Raw genomic sequence first — 22,618 nt, forward strand, 5'->3', positions numbered from 1 at the left:
TATTCCTTATACCGCAATCGCGTCTAACAAACCTTGCTCTTGCAGTTGACCTTGCATTGCAAGCGCCAAAACTGCCATACGTACAGCAATCCCGTTGGTCACCTGATTTAAAATCACAGACTGTGGACCATCAGCAATACTGGAATCAATTTCGACACCACGGTTCATAGGCCCCGGATGCATCACGATGCAATCAGGTTTTGCCATTGCAAGACGTTCTTTGTTTAAACCGTACATTTTGTAGAATTCAGCTTGAGATGACAGCGCAGGCGAATCAATACGTTCATTTTGAATACGTAAGGTAATAATCACGTCGCAGTCTTGAATCCCTGCTTCCATGTTATTAAATAAACGTACACCTTCACCATATTCATCAAAACCATATGGCAGCAGCGTGTTCGGTGCAATTACGCGAATGTCTTTACACCCCAGTGTTTGTAATGCAGCAACATCTGAACGCGCTACGCGTGAATGTTTAATATCACCAATGATGGCAATTGAAATATCTTCAAATTTCTTTTTAGTTTCACGGCGAATGGTCAGCATGTCCAGCATGGCTTGTGTTGGATGTGCATGACGGCCATCACCTGCATTGATAATTGCAACGTGTGGACAAACGGTTTGGGCAATGAAATGTGCCGCACCCGATGAAGAATGGCGTACCACAAAAATATCCGCAGCCATCGCTTCTAAGTTCCACAAAGTGTCTCTAAGCGTCTCCCCTTTGGAAGTACTTGAACGTGCGATATCAATATTTAATACATTTGCAGAAAGGCGTTTTGCCGCTGCTTCAAAAGTAGTACGAGTACGGGTTGAGTTTTCAAAGAAAAGGTTCATTACCGTTCGACCTTCTAAGAGGTTGTTGGTAATCAGCTGATTTTGGTCATTAAAAAAGGACTGCGCGGTGTCCAATATTTTTGTAAGAGTTTCTTTAGAAAGACCTTCGATGGTGACGAAGTGTTTGAGATGACCATCTTGGTTGAGTTGAATCTGACTCGGAGTATGCAATGCTGCCAAGTGCATGAGAGATTCCTTGTACGTTAAGTTAACGCATTATACAGATTTTCTTTTTGATTTGGACCTCAGTTTAAAACAATTGCCTTAATTATCATCGTCTTCAAAACTAAGATTATGAAATTCTTATCTATTATTTCAACCAGTTAAATTAAACCATCAAAGGCTAAATTAGCCAAATTTAGAGCTCATCAAATTGCTATAAATATCAATTCTATAGAGTTTCTTATCTCATTTATCCCAAGCGGACATTTAAAAAAGCTCTCTTGCGAGAGCGATCCAACTTCAGCGATTCTTATCGTAAAGCACCAATATAGTGATGTGACACTTGGGCACGGTAGATTTCTTCTTCAGTGGCTTCCAACTCATGTCGTGTCGTGTCTACCTGTTTAGGTTTTTCGATCACGGCGGTTTCTTCATAGTTAAAAACATCCATGACACTGTCTAAACGACTCACCAATCGAATCAGTTCAGCATCTTCTGTACTTAAAGCAAGCTCTGCCATTTGACGTGCATAACTTGGGTTTTCCACCAAATACATCACATCAATTACACGCCCCGATACACGGCGCAGACGTGCATAAAGTAAAGTTGCAATTGAAAAAGCATCAGCATGACTTACAACACCGCGATCTAACTTGGTCGACATATTCATCCCCTTTCAAGTGAAAAATATTTACTGACGATCTATCAGAAATCAGTCAGTAAATTAAACTTGCAAGGATTTAGCAAAATACGTACCAAAAACGTTATTGTTCACATGGTGATTCATTTATTTTGATATTTCCGCTGAGTAGAAGCATATTTAAAAAACCATTCAGAGGCAAAATACGTTAAACTTTAGCGAGTTTATTTTGTTTTATTTTGGTCTCTCAAATTTATGAAAACCGCTTCGCGTTTAAGCAGCTATTGGGTTACGTGTGCCGATGGCTTAGAAACCTTACTCCAAGAAGAATTAGAAGGTTTAGGTGTTCAAAACATTGAACGTTTTCCTGGGCGTTTAGTTTTCAAAGGTACACTGGAACATGCCTATCGCATTTGTATGTGGTCGCGTCTTGCTTCGCGTGTACTCACACCAATTCATGTCCATGAGCTGGAATTTAGCCATGACGCACGTGATGTCGCTGAAGAGCTCTACGAAGGTGCAATGAACTTTGATTGGTCGCTAATTTTTGCACCACAAAGCACCTTCGCCGTTCGTTTACATATTGAACGTGAAATTAAGGTGAACAGCCAGTTTGCAACTCTACGCGTAAAAGACGGTATCGTCGATTCATTCATGGAAGCTGTCGGTAAACGTCCAAGTATTGATATTAAGCAACCTGAAATTACCATTTATGCACTCGCAGGAAAAACTGAACACACATACTGTTTAGACTTATCTGGTGATTCATTGCATAAACGTGGCTACCGTCGTTATATGACCGATGCCCCAATTAAAGAAAATTTAGCTGCTGCGATTTTACACAAAGCCAAGCTCCTTACAAAAAGACCCGATATTTTCCTTGACCCAATGTGTGGTTCTGGGACGTTCATTATTGAAGCATTAATGATGCTGACTGACCGCGCACCTGGTTTAGTTCGTCGTTTCGGTTTCAATGGATGGAATGGCCATGACCATGATCTGTGGATGAGCATTAAAGCGGAAGCTGCTGAACGTCATCAAACAGCCTTGGAACAACCGCTCCCTAAGTTCTACGCATTTGATGCAGACTGGGAAGCGGTAAAAGCCACCAAGCAAAATATTATTGCTGCTGGTTTTGAACGTGTACTTGACCAGATCCAAATCGAAGAACGGACTTTAGCCGACTGGCCAAACTTTGAAGCCGAAGGAAAAACCGCCTTTATTGTGACCAACCCACCTTATGGTGAGCGTTTGGGTGATAAAGCCTCAAACCGTGCTTTATATTTAGGCTTATCTGCTTTACTGCAAAAGAACTTCCCAAATCAAACCGCAGCAGTTATCGCTGCAGCCGTCGAGCAAGCAGATGTATTGGCGCTGAATGACCCACAAACCATGCGTTTGATGAATGGTAAACTGCCAATTTACGTGCGTTCAGGTTCAGTTAAACCTGTTGCAGTGATCAAGCCGTTCTTGGAAACATGGCAACCGCAACAGTTTGAAGCAATTGAAGGCGCTGAAGACTTTGCTAACCGTTTACAAAAGAACATGCAGACCTTAAAGAAATGGGCAGTGAAAGAAAACATTCACTGTTTACGTTTATATGATGCCGATCTTCCAGACTTTAACGTTGCAGTCGATTTGTATGGCGAACGCTTACATGTCCAAGAATATGCGCCGCCGAAAAAAATCGATCCTGAAAAAGCCAAGAAACGCTTCAATCTTGCTTTACAGGCCATTCGTGCGGTGACAGGTTTAGGCCGTGATGCGATCTTTATCAAAACACGTGCTCGCCAAGAAGGTAAAACTCAATATACCAAGCAAAGTACTGCTTCTAAGCGTTTTATCGTGCAAGAAGGCAAAGCAAAAATCTTAGTCAACTTAACTGATTACTTAGATACTGGCTTGTTCCTCGACCACCGTCAAATCCGTCTACGCATCGCACAAGAAGCGCGTGGTAAGCACTTCTTGAACTTGTATAGCTATACCTCTACAGCCAGCTTACATGCAGCTTTAGGCGGTGCAGCAAGTACCACCAGCGTCGATCTTTCAAATACTTATTTGAACTGGTCTAAAGAGAACTTCGTCTTAAACGGCTTAACGGTCGATCATGCCGATGAACAACATCAGTTCTTTGCTAGTGATTGTTTTGAGTGGTTAAAAGAAGGTCATGAACAGTATGAGCTGATCTTTATTGACCCACCAACCTTCTCAAACTCGAAGAAATTCTACGGTACCTTTGACGTACAACGCGACCATTTATCATTGCTTAAACGTGCGATGAACCGTTTAACCACGGATGGTACTTTGTACTTCTCAAACAACTACCGTGGTTTTGAAATGGACGAAGAAATTTTGGCGTTCTTTGATGTCGAAGAAATTACCAGTGAAACCATTGGGCCTGATTTCAAGCGCAATCAAAAAATCCACCGTGCGTGGAAAATTACCCATCCAAAAAACTAATGCACTGAAGATGAAATATCAGTAGGTCTTTCATCTTCGCTAAATTTTGCATTAGACAATTTTCAGATATAAAAAAGGGACGAAATACGTCCCTTTTATTATGTTAGATCATCATATTTTGCATTATTCAGTCAGGAAATTGGTTTGCCCATATTTGTAATCAACTGACATTTTCATGACATTCCCTTCACGTTTCACCTGCCCTGAACTCTGCATCGTCGAAAGCATGGTTTCGATCTCTTGATCAGACATGCTGACGCCACCTTTTTGCAGATAATTATTCATGATGCGCGAGATCATATTTTTATCAAACTGAACATCTGCTTTATATTCCATTAAACTTGGCATCATTTTTACCATACCCATCACCGTCGATTGATGACTCGGCATAATACGCCCCGTCACACTTGCTTGTGCAACCCCTTCCCCGATAGCAAATTGGTTCTCTTTGGATTCAAAACGGAAACCCTCATTGATCACTGCCAATAAAGCTGGCTCCATATCTTTTTCCATTGCCTCTTTTGCCAAACAACTGTTTTCACTTTTCGCCAAAATATCAAACAGCGTCTGTAATTTCTGTCGGTTTACATCGAGTACATTAAAATTAAACTGTACGTTTTGGACTGCGGGTGCTGAAGGCATTTTCATTTCATCTAGACGCAACAACATTTCAGTGTTTACAACTCGGTCTGTCAGCTCACTTTGTGTTTCTATGCTAAAATTCTTCAGTTCGGCATTGGTAGGTTTATTGATATCTCGATCTGACATTTTCAGCAGATCCATCTTAATTTTGGTTTCACCCGCCTCAAGATATTCACCATTCAGCCCTTGGTTACTTTCTAGCTTTAGCCCCACCATTTGCAAATGTATATTTGGATCGGTGACTGTTAAATTCGGAATTTCAAGCTGTAAATCCAGTATCTTTAACTGTTGTTCGATCGGTTTTGCACGAAACTTTAATGTCATCGGGTCTAATCTAGACTGGAGTTGAGCTTCATTGCGGGTAATCACTGGCGTAGTCAGGGTACTACTCAAAGTACCCAACCAATTCACTTTGCTTTGTACTTTCAGCGGTTCCTTCAACAAGGACTGAAGTGCACCGGGTGCCTGAGTAATGTTAATATCTGAACGAATCGCATATCCATTCCAACTCCGTTGAATATGATCCTGCCCCTTCAATTGGATCACTTCTTTCGGTTTACATGGGTCTAGTACTAATTCAGCGGTCCAGTTTGCACTGCCATTTAAAGCCCCCATTTGAAATTGTTGATATTGCAACTTTAAATCATTCGACTGTTTGGTGCTGTGTTGATAATAAGCCTTCAAACTTTTATCCGCATAAAGATTCCCCCCTACTGCGACCACAGCAAGCGTAAGTACGCCTCCAATACCCCACTTCAATTGAGTCATTTCTTCTATCTCAAGTTGTTTGTTTTTTATTAAAATAAATTATAAAGAGAATCTTTAAATAAAGATAATTGTTTTGCAAATAAATCACTTAGATGCAATATCCATCACATAAATGTGAAAACTTACGTCACATTTTTGCTTAAAAGTGTCATCTTTTAACATTTCTATCACGCAATAAAAAACCCAGCCGAAGCTGGGTTTTTTAGTTTCAATGCACCGTTTAAATGATTAACTCATTTTCACTTTGTCAAAGCTCAACTGACCATCTTGTGCAGTGATCATAATATTGTCTCCGGCCACATAGTAACCCGACAATATTTTTTGAGCTAAGTTGTTTTCAACCTGTTGCTGGATGGCACGTTTCAATGGGCGTGCACCGTAAACAGGGTCAAAACCAGCGTCAATCAATAAGTCAAAGGCTTGATCATCCACCGTTAAGCGCATATCTTTTTCAACCAAACGATCACGTAAACGAGCCAATTGGATATCGGCAATACCACGAATTTGCGCTTTTTTGAGTGAATGGAAGACCACTAACTCATCAATACGGTTGATAAACTCTGGACGGAAATGTTGCGTCACAGCATTCATCACCACTGCTCGAACTTCTTCATCCAAAGGATTATCACCCAACTCACGCACATCACTCGAACCTAAATTCGATGTCATGACGATCACGGTATTTTTAAAGTCAACCACGCGACCTTGCGAATCCGTTAAGCGTCCATCATCCAACACTTGGAGCAAGATGTTAAACACATCGGGATGTGCTTTTTCCACTTCATCGAACAGCACGACACTATACGGTTTACGGCGTACAGCTTCGGTTAACACACCACCTTCTTCGTAGCCGACATAACCAGGAGGCGCACCCACCAAACGGCTGACAGAGTGTTTTTCCATAAACTCGGACATGTCTATACGAATCATGGCATCGTCACTATCAAACAAGAAGTTTGCCAGTGCTTTAGTCAACTCTGTTTTACCAACACCAGTTGGGCCCAAGAATAAGAACGAGCCGCTTGGTCTGTTCGGATCGGACAAGCCAGCACGCGAACGACGAACCGCATTGGATACTGCAACCACAGCATCATCCTGCCCGACGACACGGTTATGTAGGAACTCTTCCATATGGAGAAGTTTCTCACGTTCACCTTGCATCATTTTAGCCACTGGAATGCCCGTAGCAGCACTAACGACTTCTGCAATTTCATTGTCAGTGACTTTGTTACGCAGTAGTTTTGGCTCTTCTTTTTCCTCAACGACTTCTTCTTCATTGAGACGTTTTTCCAACTCTGGAATCACACCATACTGAAGACGCGACATTTCACCCAAGTCGTTTTCACGCTGCGCTTTTTGAAGCGCAATACGCGCCTGATCTAATTCAGCTTGAACTTGTTTGGTACCTTCAACTAAGGTTTTTTCAGCTTTCCAAACTTCTTCTAAATCATTGTATTCGCGCTGAACTTCGCTAATTTGCTTTTCAAGATGAGCGACTTCCGCACGACTACCGGCATCTTCATCCTTTTTCACTGCTTCAAGTTGCAGTTTCAATTGAATCAAACGACGTTCAAGTTTATCCAAAGCTTCTGGCTTAGAGTCAAGCTCCATTTTGATACGAGAAGCCGCTTCATCAATCAAATCAATTGCTTTATCAGGCAATTGACGGTCAGTGATGTAACGATGTGACATTTTCGCTGCTGCAATGATGGCAGAGTCTAAAATTTTCACACCATGGTGTACTTCATAGCGCTCTTTCAAACCACGTAAAATCGCAATGGTGTCTTCCACACTTGGCTCATCAACCAACACTTTTTGGAAACGACGCTCTAGCGCAGCATCTTTTTCAATGAATTGGCGATATTCATCTAATGTGGTTGCACCGACACAGCGTAACTCACCACGTGCCAGAGCAGGTTTGAGCATATTGCCTGCATCCATTGCACCATCGCCTTTACCTGCGCCTACCAGCGTGTGTAATTCGTCGATGAACAAAATGACTTCACCATCCTGTTTAGACAAATCTTTCAGTACTGCTTTTAAGCGCTCTTCAAACTCGCCACGGTATTTAGCACCCGCAAGCAAAGAACCCAAATCTAAAGATAAAACACGTTTACCTTGTAAGCTTTCAGGCACCTCACGATTAATAATCCGCTGTGCCAAGCCTTCAACAATGGCTGTTTTACCCACCCCCGGTTCACCAATCAACACTGGGTTATTTTTGGTACGACGCGACAAAACTTGAATGGTACGACGAATTTCGTCATCACGCCCAATCACAGGATCTAACTTACCTGCAAGTGCGCGTTCAGTTAAATCAATGGTGTATTTATTTAGAGAATCACGTTGATCTTCATGATTGTTGCTCATGACTTTCTCATCACCTCGAATTTTTAAAATGACTTGGCGTAAGCTGTCTGCTTGTACGCCCACGCTGTTGAGTAGCGTTTTAGTTGCCCCCACTTCGGCCAAGGCTTGCATCACCCAATCGGTAGACAAAAACTCATCGCCTGCTTTTTGAGCAAAACTATCTGCCAAATTCAGCGCTTTGACTGCCTCTGAACTTAAGTTGACGTCTCCTGTAGGATTTGTCAGTGTTGGTGCATCAGCTAGTGCTTGTTTTAATTTGCTTTGTAAAGCAGGTAAATTGGCACCCGCTTGTTGCAACAAACTCAGATTGGAGGTTTCATCTAACAATGTTGATAAAATATGAATACCTTCAATTGCGGTATGGTCTTTCCCCACTGCAAGTGATTGAGCATCTGAGAGAGCTTGCTGTAAGCGGTTTGTGAATTTTTCAAATCGCATTCTTGTTTTCCTCACAACAAATTTCGAACTTGATAGATATATGGGAACAATTGCTAAAAATTCAATTCAAATTTAATTAATTTTTCTACATTTTAACTTATTTTTCATTAGTTTATCTTAAAAATAAACTCATAAGACTCGGTTATAAGATGGGTCTTCTCCGCCTTATTTTCAAGCGCCAACCTAGATTATTTATGTATTAAAGACCACGACGACCTATCAATCCGTGACAACCAAAATCATTTGATCAATTATTAATCAAAAAAGCAACGCATTTTTCTATTTATTCGTGTGATGAATTGTGTCCCAGTTTACGGAATCAAAACAAAAGCGTGAAGCATGAAAAAGGCCGATCACTAGATCAGCCTCAAATGACTTAAAAGTCAGCGTTTAATTTGCTGCAATAATCTCAAAATCATGGGTGATTTCAACCCCACCATCCATCAACATTTTGCTCGCAGAACAGTACTTTTCTGCCGATAATTCCACGGCTTTTGCGACTTGTTTTTCCTTCACCGCATGACCCGTAATCACGAAATGTAAGTGGATTTTTGTGAACACTGCAGGGATGCTATCTGCCCGCTCTGCCTTGATTTCACAGCGTACATCGGTAATTTCTTGGCGTGATTTTTTAAGTATGGTCACGATGTCAAAAGAGGCACAACCACCCAGTCCTGTCAGGATTAATTCCATTGGTCTTGGACCACGGTTTTCACCCCCATATTCTGGCGATCCATCCATGATAACACTGTGACCACTTTGAGTTTTTGCTTCGAAAGCAACATTCTCTAACCAATGAACAGTTGTTTGCATTGCAAGTACCTAAAAAAAGCTATAGATTGACGAAGTGACTGTACACTAACATAAATTGAGTTGATAAGGAATTTCAGCTCTGTCTGACTGTGTGACAAGTTCACCCTAGGTCTGTGCGATCTATATTTTATCCATTTTCGGAACCGTTAGCATGACTTCAAGCTTTTCACAATTAAGCACTGATGCGCTGTCTCCAGGTCAACTCCCCGAGTCAGTCAAAGCATTATTAAAACGCGCATATATTAATCGTTATCCTAAGCGTACCACCATCGTAGATGCAGGCTCAGAATCTAAATCTTTATATTTGATTTTAAAAGGTTCGGTCTCCATTATTCTGCGTGAAGACGATGAACGTGAAATCGTGGTCGCTTATTTAAATGCGGGTGATTTTTTTGGAGAAATGGGTCTATTCGAAGCAAACTCACAACGTACTGCAGAAGTGCGTACCCGTGATGTCTGCGAAATTGCTGAAGTGACTTATGAAAACTTCCATGAACTCAGTAAACAATACCCTGACCTGAGCTATGCCGTATTTGCACAGCTGGTACGCCGTCTAAAAAATACCACTCGTAAAGTGACTGACCTTGCCTTTATCGATGTTTCAGGTCGTATTGCACGTTGCCTCATCGACCTATCTTCGCAGCCTGAAGCGATGATTTTACCAAATGGCCGCCAAATTCGTATTACGCGTCAAGAGATTGGACGTATTGTCGGTTGTTCACGTGAAATGGTTGGTCGTGTTTTGAAAACACTCGAAGAGCAAGGCATGATCGAAACTGATGGTAAAGCCATCTTAATTTTTGATGCCTCTTTAGAAGAGTCAAAAGCGAATGCTGATGACTATGAAGACGAAGAATAAGACTTTCCTCCATAGCTGATACAGCCAAAAGCAAATCTTAGGATTTGCTTTTTTTTATGTCTTTAAATCTGCTTCTGCTTTGACAAAATCATGACAAACTTTGTAAAAATAGTGATTTAACCTACTGGGCATAACTGTGTAACCTAATTCGACCGAAAAAACGCAGTCCATAAAAGGAAATGTTGAATGCAATTTAAACCCTTAGCGAATACAGGCATTTTGGTTCCTGAAATTTGTCTCGGCACCATGACCTTTGGTGAGCAAAACACTCAAGCTGAAGCCTTTGAACAACTTGATTATGCTTTAGCGCAAGGCATTAACTTTTGGGACACTGCGGAAATGTACCCTGTTCCTCCAAAAACTGAAACCCAAGGTGCAACCGAAAGTATTATTGGCCAATGGATTGCCCAGCGCGGCGGTCGAGACAAGCTATTTTTAGCCTCTAAAATTGCGGGGCCGTCGCAAGGTGGTAGTCATATTCGTGATGGACAGACTCGTTTTAATGCAAGCGACATTTCTTCTGCCCTAGATGGCAACCTAAAGCGTTTACAGACCGATTATATCGATTTATATCAACTACACTGGCCACAGCGCCCAACCAACTTTTTCGGCAAATTAGGCTATGAAAACAGTGAAGCCCAGAACACGCAAACCGTGACCTCTTTGCAAGAAACACTACAAGCATTAGAAGCAGAGATTCAAAAAGGGCGTATTCGTTATATTGGCTTATCTAATGAAACACCATGGGGCACCATGAAGTTTCTGCAGATTGCAGAACAGCTTGGTCTATCTAAATTTGTCAGTGTGCAAAACCCATATAGCCTACTGAACCGTACTTATGAAATTGGTATGTCGGAAATTGCGAAATATGAAGACGTTGGTTTACTCGCCTACTCCCCACTCGCTTTTGGCTATCTCACTGGTAAATTCCGTAATGGTGCACGCCCAGCGAATGCTCGCGTGACGCTTTTCAGCCGCTTTAGTCGTTATAGCAACCCAGAGAGTGAATGGGCAACAGAACAGTATGCACAGCTGGCTGAACATCACGGTTTAACGCCGACGCAACTGGCTTTAGCCTTCATCAAGCAGCAGTTTTTTGTGACCAGTACGATTATTGGGGCAACCAACTTAGACCAATTGAAAGAAAATATCCAAGCCTTTGAGATAGATTTATCGGAAGAAGTTTTACAGGGTATTCAAGCTATCCATCAGCAACAACCTAATCCTGCGCCATAGATATTTCTTAGTTAGCTGTTCAGGTGAAACGCGACTTCACCTGTCACAAATAATTTATACTTTTCAAAATCATCAACTGACATTAAAAAAGGACGCCTTAGCGTCCTTTTTTACTCAAAGATAAATTAACGTCTTTGATTATAAACCGCTTGAGCAGCAGCTAAATTCTTACGCATTGCTTCAATACGTTGACTATTTGATGGGTGTGTCGACAGGAATGAAGAACCGCCTGCTCCATCAAGCTTATTCATTTTTTCCCACAGACTAATTGCGGCTTGAGGGTTATAGCCTGCTTTAGCCATCAACATTAGACCACCTTGGTCCGCACGACTTTCTAAGCTACGTGAGTAAGGCAAACCAATACCAATTTGACTACCTAGCTGCGCTGCTGCTGAACCTGTTTGACCTACACCTGCCGCACTTAAACCAATTCCCAAGGCCAAATCCGTTAATGCCTGCGCACCCACTTTACTCTTCGAGTGCTCTTCTAAAGCATGCACCATCTCATGTCCCATCACCGCTGCAATTTCAGCATCAGTTAGGTTCAATTTATCTACAATACCTGTGTAGAACACCACCTTACCACCAGGTGCAACATAGGCGTTGACCTGATTTGACTTAAGTACCGCCAACTGCCAGTCAAATTTCGTTCCAGTTTGGTTCATTTGATCGGCATATGGCTTCAAGCGATTGAATACACCATAAATACGCTTATAGGTCGTAGATGAGGTATCTAAGGTCTTTGTGCTTCGCGCTTCATTCACTGTTTTGTTGAAGCCTTGGGTTGCTGCTGCATTTAATGTTGCAGTGTCTGCACCTGCCACTTCCGCAAAAGTTGCACAACCTGAAATGGTAACCACACTTGCTGCACACAAACTCATTAATATTTTATTTTTCATTATTGCTTAACTCCATCCATCTCAAAGCATTTTACATAATGTGCTGAATTATATTGAATAGATTTAAAGTGTTAAATATCATCACCGCGTTTTATCATAGCAATTATGTAAAAATATCTTCACAATTAAGTACAATACGCCAAATTTCAGCGGTAAAGCCTTATCTACACGCCACCTTAAACCTACTTACATAAACTGAATTAAAAGCCAATAAACCAAACACAGGATATTTAAACCCAAATACAGGTGGCTTAAAGGTTCAATTTTTTCCTCAAGGGTCGCACTTTTACGCTTTGCAAACAGAAATGCATTTTGGAGCAGAATGATCGGCACCAAGATACAAGCAATAATCACAGACAATCCAATGAGCGCACTATAAATCACGTCTGGATCGGTGGTTTGCCCTTGAATAATCATCATCGCGATTGTTGGCGCACCCCCCATAGCAAAAAGTAGTGAGTAAAAAATAGTTCCCGCGATATTCTTTTGCATCCTGCCTGCTCATCTGTTTATTGTGCATTTTATTCTAACAAGCACTTATACACTATGTCGTGCTTATTCATGCAACTTTAGTCGGGAAAATCATTCCATCTCAGCAGCTTAAATCAATATCTGTAACGCTCATGTACAGATGTACCGCACAAATAAAAAAACCCTGTACGAGACAGGGTTTTTATTCAATGCCTTATCGCTTAAGCGTCAAATGGATGACGTAAAACAATCGTTTCTTCACGGTCTGGACCTGTAGAAATGATATCGATTGGGCATTCGATTAATTGTTCAATGCGTTTTACATAGTTGATCGCTGCTTGTGGCAATTGATCCATTGATTTCGCACCAAAGGTAGACTCAGACCAACCTGGCATTGTTTCGTAAATTGGTTTTAAAGTTTCAAATGCAAGCGCATCAGAAGAACCAACACAACCAGAATCCGCTGCTTCATAACCTACGCAGATTTTCACTTCTTCTAAACCATCAAGAACGTCAAGTTTAGTTAAGCAAATACCTGAAAGTGAGTTTACGTCTACAGAACGACGAAGGATTTCAGCATCGAACCAACCACAACGACGTTGACGACCTGTAGAGGCACCAAATTCAGAACCTACAGTCCCTAAGTGCTTACCAATCGCATCACCTACGTCATTTGCAGCGTCATAAACCAACTCAGTTGGGAACGGACCTGCACCTACACGTGTTGTGTATGCTTTGGTAATACCCAATACATAGTCAAGATGTAATGGACCCAAACCAGAACCTGAGCTTACTCCACCAGCAGTCGTGTTTGAAGACGTTACATACGGATATGTACCATGGTCAACATCTAGAAGGGAGCCTTGAGCACCTTCAAACATGATGTTGTCACCGTTTTTACGGTAATTATGCAGCTCTGTAGTGACATCAATCACAAGTGGTGCAACCACTTCACGCCATTGATCACACAGCGCAAGTACATCTTCTAATTTAACTGCTTCTACGCCGTAGAATTGCGTTAATTGGAAGTTATGGTACTCAAGAAGTTCAGTTAACTGAGCTTTAAGATGCTCGCCACCACGAACCAAGTCTGCAACACGAATTGCACGGCGTGCAACTTTGTCTTCATAGGCAGGCCCAATACCACGACCAGTGGTACCAATTTTCGCATTACCACGCTTGATTTCACGCGCTTGGTCAAGTGCAATATGGTTTGGCAAAATCAGTGGACAGTTCGGAGAAATACGTAGACGTTCTTTAACTGGCACGCCTTCTTTTTCAAGAATGTCCATCTCTTTGATGAGCGCTTCAGGAGAAAGTACCACACCATTACCAATTAAGCACAGTACGTTTTCACGTAAAATACCAGATGGAATGAGGTGTAATACAGTTTTCTTACCACCAACGACAAGTGTATGACCTGCGTTATGTCCGCCTTGATAACGAACGACCGCAGCCGCTTGATCTGTGAGCAGGTCGACGATTTTACCTTTACCTTCGTCGCCCCATTGGGTACCGAGTACCACAACATTCTTGCCCATAATAGCCTCATTGCATCATGCTGTTAAAATTGAAGAACTTCTCAGGTTTTAGCTTACCTGAAGAAGTGATTAAATCTGTTCTACAGTCCATTGACCTGCAACATTCACCAACTGGTGCGTTGCATATGGAAGCGTAGTTAAATCATCCTGCCCCAAAAGTTGAATCACGCTCATGCCTTGAGCACGCGTGTGTTCAATCGCTTGGATCAAATCTGTTTGGGTACCTTTGGGTGCAACCACAAGACTGTTTTGCTGAAAACGACCTGCACTAAGTGCATATAAGTCACAACTAAAGCCAGTTGCTGGACGTGCACGCCCAAAGTGCTCACCAATCCCGTCATAGCGTCCACCTTGTGCCAATGGCGCAGCACGGTTTGGTGCATAAACGGCATACATTAAGCCAGTATGGTAGTGATACGAACGTAGCTCAACCACATCAATACCCATCTGAAGATTTGGCCAACGTGCTTGAATCTCAGATTGTGTAGTTTTTAATGCATCAAAAGCGTGCTTAAATTCTGCATCGGCAATGACTTCTGAACTTAAATGCGTTTGCAAGGCATTTAAGTCACTTGCATAACGACCTAAAGTATAAAAGTCAGCACCAAAGTTTAAATCTTGGGTAAATTCAGCCAATTCTGGCAGAGCTTTACGTTGGTATAAATCAGAGAGTTGGCGTTCAGTCGCTTTGTTTAAACCCGCAACCTTCACCATACTACGGAATAAGCCCACGTGGCCTAAATCCAAATGGATACCGTCTGCAAAACCTGTTTTTTCAAGCAGGCTGATCATCACATCAATCAGTTCAACATCGGCATCGATGCTGTCTGAACCGAATAGCTCAGCACCTAACTGCAAAGGTGTACGCGTGGTATTAAAGCCTTGTGGTTTGGTATGTAGGACTGTTCCTGCATAGCAATAACGAGCAACGCCTTCAACTGGATGTACATGCGCATCAATACGAGCCACTTGTGGTGTCATATCGGCACGCACACCAAGCAAACGACCAGAAAGCTGATCAATCACTTTAAAAGTGGCTAAGTCTAAATCTTGATTCGATTCTGAAAGAGAAGATAACGATTCGATGTATTCAATGAATGGCGTGTACACCAACTGATAACCTCGAGTTGCGAGGAAATCTAATGCTTGACGACGCAAAGTTTCAATCACTTGCGCCTGTTCTGGTAGTACATCAGCTACACCATCAGGTAATAACCATGTCTCTGAAATGGGCATGTTGTAAACCTAAAATCTTGTCTGCGCGGAACGAATCCGCATAAAAAAATCGGGGCACACCCGATTTCTCTTAGTCTATCACGATACAATGTGCTGTGCATTAGACAATTTCGGAAAATTTAATTTATCGTTTCGATGTCATCGTTAACAACTTTATACATTCTTACCGATTTTGAGTGAGCTATTCCAAACATGGCTTTAGACAATGCCCAAGTATCAGAATAAATAATATTAACTCATCCTAGTGCTCTGTACAGATTGGAAAAATTCATTTAAGACTTTGTTTTATATTTTATTTCCAATTATACCTATGCTTGCACAAAAGACACATTCTTTTATACTTCAGCTCAATTTAACAGCAACAATAAATACAACGGCGTTATACAAATAGCACTTTTAATCACATATTTTTTACTTGGGGAAAATTCGATGGAAATGCACAGCAACTTATATTACAAGCATCCAGATGCTCAAATCATGTCAAAGTTAGACCGATTATTTCAAGAACATCGCGGCGATGCGAGTCAATTTAGGGCTTTAGTCTGTGACATTAATCCAGACCATGGCGCTGAACTGGCCGAAGATATTTTAAATACCGTCGATAATATCGAGTTTGACTTGGGTCCTGAATCGCTATACTCCCTCGCGGGTTATTCCATCGCACACTTTGTCCATGGTTCATCAGGTGATGAGTTCATGGAAGCGATTTTATTCTTCCTGAAAGCCTTGCTTCCAGACATCCATGCGCAAGCATGGGGTTGCGGTGATGATGATCCTTGGGAGTTTTGGTTCAAATTTGAAGGTGATGAACTGGTTCGTGAAGATGATGAACCTCTAAATGACCCTGAAGAAGATGAAGAAATTAAAGCCAGTATTTATGCATGGTGGCACGCAGATCTGCCTAAAGAAATTAAAGAAGGCTTTTTAAACGAAGAACCATAACATCCTAAGTAGCATGACTAGAGTACAAGTCCTATCATTTTAGTCATGCTGTCACATTCACGGGCAATTTCGCTATCAACTTTTGAGCTACCAAATCGGCAATTCTGTGGTTTGTTTGATATTTTGCAATGGAATTTCTGTTTTAATACTTTGTATATTGGGGATTTTATTTAGACGATGGATTTGAAACTGTCGATAGGCGTCTAAGTCTGCAACCACAATACGTAAAAAGAAATCACAATCCCCTGCCATTAAATGACACTCGACCACTTCAGGAACTTCACGAATCGATTCAACAAATTGGTTCACCGTTTGCGGATCCTGACTTTTTAGCCAAATGCGTGCAAACACGGTCAAACGCAGATTCACCTTAGCAGGATCTACCAAAGCCACATAAGCCCGAATAATCCCGTCTTCTTCCAGCTGTTTTACTCGCCTTAAACACGGTGAGGCAGACAGTCCAATGCGCTGAGCCAACTCATTATTTTGAAGTTTTCCGTCGGTTTGTAGTACTTGCAATATCCGCTTATCTGTTTGATCCATAAATCCCACCCTTAAAGCATAATTTTGCTCATATTTAAGCAATCGCAGCATATTATTCCAAACAAGCTCTATATTAAGCTAAATAAAGCAAAAAATATCTTCGGAAAAAGCCTAAACTTATTCACCTACTGCACCAAAACCTAGCACGCATAGGCGATTTAAAATGTTCTCCCTTAGAAATACGACTCAAGAACTCAATGACTCTACAGATTACGTCGAGTTTAAACGCGGTATTAAAACATCTATCCCCATGCTGCTGGGCATTATTCCTTTTGCTTTGGTCTTAGGAACACAAGCCACTCAAAAAGGCTTTAGCCATTTAGAAGTTCCATTATTTACTGGTCTAAACTTTGCGGGCGGTTCCGAGTTTGCAGTGCTCGAGGTTTGGACCAATCCACCAAATTTTCTCGTTTTAATTTTCATTACTTTTCTAGTTAATAGCCGTCATTTACTCATGGGTGCAAGTCTCGTGCCCTATTTACGCCATTTGCCTAATCGACAGGTTTTCCCTGCCCTGTTTTTCATGTGTGATGAAAGTTGGGCCGCAGCTCTTGCCGATGCAGAACAAAAGAAAAGATTTGGGCTACAACAGGCCTTTAGCATGTCCTACTACGCAGGTATCTGTTTTGCCCTGTACTTGATGTGGGTCAGTTTTACCAGCTTAGGTGCCATTCTTGGTCCTTTGTTAGGCGATGTTCACCGTTATGGATTTGATATGGCCTTTGCTGCAGTATTTTTGGTTTTACTGCGTGGTATGTGGAAAGGATTCAGTGCAGCACGCCCTTGGCTTATCAGTCTAATCAGTGCGGCCATTGCTTATTTATATTTACCGACGGGTTGGTATGTGCCTATTGGGGCAATCTGTGGCATCGCCTCTGCTTTCTTATTTATTCAGGAGGATGAGCTATGATCCACAGCACTACACTTGTCGCAATTTTATTGGTCGCAGCCACCACTTACCTGACGCGTATATTGGGCTATGTTTTGCTGAAAAATAAAACTTTAAGCAACAAACAACGAAAGATTTTGGAAGTTGTTCCGGGCTGCGTACTTATTTCAGTAATTGCACCTTATTTTGTCAAAGACAATGTCGCAGATCTACTCGCCATTGCCATCACATTGATTGCAGCTTCACGCTTTTCACTTTTACCAACCGTTGTGATTAGTATGCTGAGCGCGGCATTATTACGTACCGCGCTCATCTAAACTTAATTTTTAGCGTTCAGGCTGTACGGCTTTAGCGAGAATATTCACCAATTCAGCGTTTTGTAACTCAACTTTTTGCAACTTAGACGTGGTCTGTTCGATCACTTCCTGTTGCACATGCATCTTTTTTGCAAGATCTTGCATAATTTCCAAGGTCTTTTTTAAGTTTTCTTCAAGATGATGTACTTTTTCTTGCAGTTGATTCTGCTCTACGCTTGGATCGGTTTTATCTGCCTGATTTTTAAATTGAAACCAAATTAAAAATACGACAGCAACCGCCAACAGCAAAATAAATCCCCAAATTAAGATCAACATAAGCACCGCTCTACATTATTTTCGTTTATAAATTCATGATAACCACAAGTCTGTATTCGGTCTATGCCTATCATCTTGTTTTCAGAGTAAAAGATGCTTAAAAATAAAGACCTTTAGGTGGTTGACGCACTAAAAGATTCACACAAATCTAATAAGCGGTTTGCATAGCCCCATTCATTGTCATACCACGCAAAGACTTTGGCTTGATGCCCGACCACCATGGTTTGCGTTAAATCAACAATGAGTGAATAGGGTGAATGGTTAAAATCTGAAGACACCAAAGGTTCATCCGTCACATCCATAATTTCACGGTAGTCTGACTTCGCCGCCTGAATCAGTACTTCATTAATTTTATGATCGGTAATTGGTGTCTGCGAAATAAAAGTTAAATCAATTGCAGCCACATTAATGGTTGGCACACGAATCGAATAACCATCGATACGATCGGCCATTTTTGGCATAACTTGTTTTAAAGCACCGAGGGCTGACGATGTGGTGGGAATAATATTTTGACCTGAAGCACGGGCACGTCTTAAATCACGATGCGCATGATCTAATACAGACTGATCGGCAGTCACTGCATGAATTTCGGTCATGAGCGCGGTATCAATCCCAAAAGCATCATCAATGATTTTAACCAAAGGCACTAAGGCCTGCGTGGTACATGACACACTGGAAATGATTTGGTCACTCACTTTGACCTCATGGTGATTCACCCCATACACAATTGCAGCATCAACCGAATCAAAAGGTGCTGCACCAATAATCACGCGCTTTGCACCTGCGCTGATATGCCCTGTTGCCGCTTCACGCGAGCGAAATAAACCTGTGCACTCTAGAACCACGTCGACATTGAGACTTGCCCAAGGTAAATCCTGCGGGTTTGCCTGACACAATACTTCAACTTTGAGCTGCGCTTGATCTTTAGAAAGATGTAAATAAATCCTTTCATTTTCATAACTTAAATCGACTTTGCCCGGAAATCGCCCATGCGTGGTGTCATATTTAAATAAATGCAATAAGGTTTCTACATCTGCTACATCATTTACTGCGACGATTTCAAACTGAAAGTTCTTTGGATTTTCAAACCAAGCGCGTAGTACATTACGTCCGATTCGACCAAATCCATTTATCGCCACTCGTTGCATGACTTGCCCTTATTTATAAAATGATGAAAGATAAAGCAGGCCTATATTAATGGATTTATATAGGTTTGGTTAAGCTTTCTTTTTCTATCCCCCATCAGTGAAGATGATGAATATGAACCCTTAAGTCATAAATTGACCAGCCTGACAACCTCGCACTAATCAACTCATTTCCATGAAATGATATAAATATCCAACAATAACAAGCAAAATCTTAGAACTATCGAATACATAGAAATGTCATCAATTCGCCTTAAAGTGATTGGTGCAACATCCTTTTTCCGTTATAATTTGGCGTTTTAAAATTTTTAAGCCAGTATCTGAAGTCAGCGTATTTAGAATAAGACTTTCTTCAGCTACTATTAGCCAAATCGAAATTATGGAGTGACTTGGTTGTGAGTACTCGTTTTATGACATCAGCTGAAATTCGCGAAGCTTTTTTAAGCTACTTTGAATCGCAAGGGCATACACGTGTCGCGTCGAGTTCTCTAGTTCCCGCCAACGACCCTACTTTGTTGTTTACCAACGCGGGTATGAACCAATTTAAAGATTGTTTCTTAGGCCTAGAAAAACGTGATTATGTACGTGCGGTGTCTTCACAAAAATGTGTCCGCGCAGGTGGTAAACACAACGACTTAGACAATGTCGGTTATACCGCACGTCACCATACCTTCTTTGAAATGTTAGGTAACTTCTCATTTGGCGGCTACTTCAAACGTGATGCGATCAAATTTGCATGGGATTTTCTAACAGGTGAAGCTTGGTTAGCGCTGCCTAAAGACAAACTCTATGCAACGGTTTACCACACTGACGACGAAGCATTTGACATCTGGAACAAAGAAATTGGTTTAGATGCATCACGTATTATCCGTATTGGCGACAACAAAGGTGGCCAATACGCATCAGATAACTTCTGGGCAATGGGTGATACTGGTCCATGTGGTCCATGTTCTGAAATCTTCTTTGACCATGGCGACCATATTTGGGGCGGCTTACCGGGTACACCTGAAGAAGACGGCGATCGTTTCATTGAAATCTGGAACAACGTTTTCATGCAGTTTAACCGTACTGCAGATGGCGTATTACACCCTCTTCCGGCGCCTTCTGTTGATACAGGTATGGGCTTAGAGCGTATTTCTGCAGTTTTACAACACGTCAACTCAAACTACGAAATCGATTTATTCCAGCATTTACTTAAAGCTGCGGCTGAAATTATTGGTCTAGACACCTCAGAACTTGAAGCGAAAGCACAATCTGAAGGCAAGCCCGTGGATTATCCTGCTTCATTGAAAGTCGTTGCTGACCATGCCCGTTCATGTTCATTCCTGATTGCTGATGGTGTAAACCCATCCAATGAAGGTCGTGGTTATGTACTACGCCGTATTATCCGTCGCGCAGTTCGTCATGGTAACAAGCTCGGTGCAACAGGCTCATTCTTCCATAAAATGTTGCAACCTTTAATTGAGGTGATGGGTCAAGCCTACCCAGAACTTGAAGCACAGAAAGTACGTATTGAAGCGCAATTGCTGAAAGAAGAAGAACAATTTGCTAAAACTCTAGAGCAAGGTTTGAAATTGCTTGAAGGTGAATTGGCTCAACTGAAAGGTTCTGTGATTCCAGGTGAAGTAGTGTTTAAACTGTATGATACTTACGGTTTCCCAACTGACCTGACTGCTGACATCGCACGTGAACGTGATTTAACCATTGATGAAGCTGGCTTTGAAGTCGAAATGGCTGCACAACGTCAACGCGCACGCGATGCAGGTAAATTCGCAATTGACTACAACTCTGTTGTTAAAGTTGACGGCGAAACTCAGTTTGACGGCTATGATGCCACAGTTGGCGAAGGTCAAATTATTGCGATCTATAAAGATGGCGAACAAGTTGATGAAGTGGTTGAAGGTGATGAAGCCCTGATCGTACTGAATCAAACACCTTTCTATGCAGAAAGCGGTGGTCAGATTGGTGACACGGGTATCTTCAAAAATGACACAGGTATTTTTGAAGTTCAAGACACCAAGAAATCGGGCGGCGCTTTTGTCCACCAAGGTATCGTGACTGTAGGTAGCATTAAGCTTGCTCAAAATGTTGAAGCAACAGTCAAAGCAGATATCCGCGCGGCAACTGCACGTAACCACTCTGCAACTCACCTTTTGCATGCTGCACTACGTCAAATTTTAGGCGAACACGTGCAACAAAAAGGCTCATTGGTTGCGTCAGACATTTTACGTTTTGACTTTGCCAACGATCAACCTGTTTCATTTGAACAACTTCAAGAAATTGAACGTTTAGTGAATGCCGAAGTGATTGCAAACAGCGCTGTGACCACTGAACTTCTTGACATCGAATCTGCGAAAGCAAAAGGTGCGATGATGCTGTTCGGTGAAAAATATGGCGATGAAGTTCGTGTCCTTTCAATGGGTTCAATCATTGAAGAGAAGAACTTTTCAATCGAGCTATGCGGTGGTATTCACGTTAAACGCACAGGCGACATTGGCTTGTTTAAAATCACTTCTGAAGGTGGTGTAGCTGCGGGTGTACGTCGTATTGAAGCGGTAACGGGTACCAAAGCCATTGAAGTTACTCAAAAAGCTGACCGTGATATCAATACCATCAATGGTTTATTGAAAGCTCAAAAAGACCAAACTTTAGAAAAAGTTGAAGCCTTAGTCGACACAGCATCAAGCTTGCAAAAACAGATTGAGCAACTCAATCAAAAACTTGCCAGCTTCCAAGCTGCTGAACTGCTTAGCCAAGTTCAAACGCTTGCGGGTCGTCAGACGCTGATCACTACTGTTCAAAACATGGATGCGAAATCACTTCGCAACCTACATGACGGTGTGAAATCAAAATTAGAAAATGCAGTCATCGTACTTGCTGGTGTTGAAGGTGACAAAGTTAGCCTGATCGCATCTGTAGCAAAAGACTTTACTGCTTCTATTAAAGCAGGTGACATCATCAAACATCTAGCAACTGAGCTTGGTGGTAAAGGTGGTGGCAAACCTGACTTAGCACAAGGTGGCGCGCCACTAAACGAGAAGTTTGCAACAGTGATGGCAGATTTAACTGCTTGGCTTGAAGCGAAATAAAACTTC

Annotated in this window: 19 protein-coding genes; 7 read left to right on the forward strand and 12 right to left on the reverse strand. The window is 41.8% G+C overall.

The genetic code is table 11. The features are described 5' to 3' along the window. Positions 1-6 precede the first annotated feature (6 nt). Positions 7-1,023: an aspartate carbamoyltransferase catalytic subunit gene (locus tag MN200_RS10735; protein WP_058869952.1), complete on the reverse strand. Its 1,017-nt coding sequence runs from the start codon at positions 1,021-1,023 to the stop codon at positions 7-9. Positions 1,024-1,309: 286 nt separating this feature from the next. Next, a complete protein-coding gene (locus tag MN200_RS10740) occupies positions 1,310-1,663 on the reverse strand; it encodes a hypothetical protein (RefSeq protein WP_004696191.1) in 354 nt (117 codons plus the stop codon). Positions 1,664-1,894: 231 nt separating this feature from the next. On the opposite strand from MN200_RS10740, the gene rlmKL reads away from it, so the two are divergent. Further along, positions 1,895-4,099, forward strand: a complete 2,205-nt coding sequence (rlmKL, locus tag MN200_RS10745; RefSeq protein ID WP_058869953.1) for a bifunctional 23S rRNA (guanine(2069)-N(7))-methyltransferase RlmK/23S rRNA (guanine(2445)-N(2))-methyltransferase RlmL — start codon at positions 1,895-1,897, stop codon at positions 4,097-4,099. A 123-nt stretch (positions 4,100-4,222) separates the two neighbouring features. Here the strand turns inward: rlmKL and MN200_RS10750 are convergent, their stop codons facing one another. From MN200_RS10750 to MN200_RS10760, 3 genes are all read right to left on the reverse strand, one after another. Beyond that, entirely contained in the window at positions 4,223-5,509 is a 1,287-nt protein-coding gene (locus MN200_RS10750) for a DUF945 family protein (RefSeq protein WP_058869954.1), read from the reverse strand. 228 nt (positions 5,510-5,737) lie between these two features. Further along, a complete protein-coding gene (clpB, locus tag MN200_RS10755) occupies positions 5,738-8,317 on the reverse strand; it encodes an ATP-dependent chaperone ClpB (RefSeq protein WP_058869955.1) in 2,580 nt (859 codons plus the stop codon). 390 nt (positions 8,318-8,707) lie between these two features. Next, entirely contained in the window at positions 8,708-9,130 is a 423-nt protein-coding gene (locus MN200_RS10760) for an OsmC family protein (protein ID WP_058869956.1), read from the reverse strand. Between the two features lie 151 nt (positions 9,131-9,281). Here MN200_RS10760 and crp point away from each other — a divergent pair, with 151 nt between their 5' ends. Together crp and MN200_RS10770 are read left to right on the forward strand one after the other, a co-directional pair. Further along, the gene (gene crp / locus MN200_RS10765; protein ID WP_004696183.1) at positions 9,282-9,989 is read left to right on the forward strand and encodes a cAMP-activated global transcriptional regulator CRP; all 708 of its coding nucleotides are present in this window, start codon (positions 9,282-9,284) and stop codon (positions 9,987-9,989) included. A 186-nt stretch (positions 9,990-10,175) separates the two neighbouring features. Next, a complete protein-coding gene (locus tag MN200_RS10770; protein WP_058869957.1) occupies positions 10,176-11,225 on the forward strand; it encodes an NADP(H)-dependent aldo-keto reductase in 1,050 nt (349 codons plus the stop codon). Between the two features lie 125 nt (positions 11,226-11,350). Here MN200_RS10770 and MN200_RS10775 read toward each other — a convergent pair whose 3' ends face one another. The 4 genes from MN200_RS10775 to MN200_RS10790 form a co-directional block, all read right to left on the reverse strand. After that, positions 11,351-12,124: a M48 family metallopeptidase gene (locus MN200_RS10775; RefSeq protein ID WP_004982314.1), complete on the reverse strand. Its 774-nt coding sequence runs from the start codon at positions 12,122-12,124 to the stop codon at positions 11,351-11,353. Between the two features lie 186 nt (positions 12,125-12,310). Beyond that, positions 12,311-12,616 carry a hypothetical protein gene (locus MN200_RS10780; protein WP_004696180.1) on the reverse strand — a complete coding sequence of 102 codons (306 nt, stop codon included), beginning with the start codon at positions 12,614-12,616 and terminating at the stop codon, positions 12,311-12,313. Positions 12,617-12,816: 200 nt separating this feature from the next. Continuing rightward, complete coding sequence (locus MN200_RS10785; RefSeq protein ID WP_004696178.1) at positions 12,817-14,136, reverse strand: adenylosuccinate synthase; 1,320 nt, start codon at positions 14,134-14,136, stop codon at positions 12,817-12,819. 69 nt (positions 14,137-14,205) lie between these two features. Continuing rightward, positions 14,206-15,372: an ATP phosphoribosyltransferase regulatory subunit gene (locus MN200_RS10790; RefSeq protein WP_058869958.1), complete on the reverse strand. Its 1,167-nt coding sequence runs from the start codon at positions 15,370-15,372 to the stop codon at positions 14,206-14,208. 429 nt (positions 15,373-15,801) lie between these two features. On the opposite strand from MN200_RS10790, the gene MN200_RS10795 reads away from it, so the two are divergent. Next, the gene (locus MN200_RS10795; RefSeq protein WP_058869959.1) at positions 15,802-16,314 is read left to right on the forward strand and encodes a hypothetical protein; all 513 of its coding nucleotides are present in this window, start codon (positions 15,802-15,804) and stop codon (positions 16,312-16,314) included. A gap of 87 nt (positions 16,315-16,401) precedes the next feature. Here the strand turns inward: MN200_RS10795 and MN200_RS10800 are convergent, their stop codons facing one another. Further along, complete coding sequence (locus MN200_RS10800) at positions 16,402-16,857, reverse strand: Lrp/AsnC family transcriptional regulator (RefSeq protein ID WP_005400579.1); 456 nt, start codon at positions 16,855-16,857, stop codon at positions 16,402-16,404. A 163-nt stretch (positions 16,858-17,020) separates the two neighbouring features. On the opposite strand from MN200_RS10800, the gene MN200_RS10805 reads away from it, so the two are divergent. Together MN200_RS10805 and MN200_RS10810 are read left to right on the forward strand one after the other, a co-directional pair. Beyond that, a complete protein-coding gene (locus MN200_RS10805; RefSeq protein WP_029575069.1) occupies positions 17,021-17,767 on the forward strand; it encodes an AzlC family ABC transporter permease in 747 nt (248 codons plus the stop codon). Further along, positions 17,764-18,063, forward strand: coding sequence for an AzlD family protein (locus MN200_RS10810; RefSeq protein ID WP_151836042.1), 300 nt, complete (start codon positions 17,764-17,766; stop codon positions 18,061-18,063). Before MN200_RS10805 ends, MN200_RS10810 begins: the two co-directional genes overlap by 4 nt. 9 nt (positions 18,064-18,072) lie before the next feature. On the opposite strand, the gene MN200_RS10815 is transcribed toward MN200_RS10810, so the two are convergent. Both MN200_RS10815 and MN200_RS10820 read right to left on the reverse strand, forming a co-directional pair. Beyond that, positions 18,073-18,378 carry a hypothetical protein gene (locus tag MN200_RS10815; RefSeq protein ID WP_004696167.1) on the reverse strand — a complete coding sequence of 102 codons (306 nt, stop codon included), beginning with the start codon at positions 18,376-18,378 and terminating at the stop codon, positions 18,073-18,075. A 113-nt stretch (positions 18,379-18,491) separates the two neighbouring features. Next, positions 18,492-19,526, reverse strand: a complete 1,035-nt coding sequence (locus MN200_RS10820) for a type I glyceraldehyde-3-phosphate dehydrogenase (protein ID WP_010327132.1) — start codon at positions 19,524-19,526, stop codon at positions 18,492-18,494. Between the two features lie 392 nt (positions 19,527-19,918). Between MN200_RS10820 and alaS the strand changes: the two genes are divergently transcribed. Next, entirely contained in the window at positions 19,919-22,612 is a 2,694-nt protein-coding gene (gene alaS / locus MN200_RS10825) for an alanine--tRNA ligase (RefSeq protein WP_242759378.1), read from the forward strand. Positions 22,613-22,618 lie beyond the last annotated feature (6 nt).

This window comes from Acinetobacter sp. LUNF3 (genome assembly GCF_022699605.1).
Taxonomy (GTDB): domain Bacteria; phylum Pseudomonadota; class Gammaproteobacteria; order Pseudomonadales; family Moraxellaceae; genus Acinetobacter; species Acinetobacter johnsonii.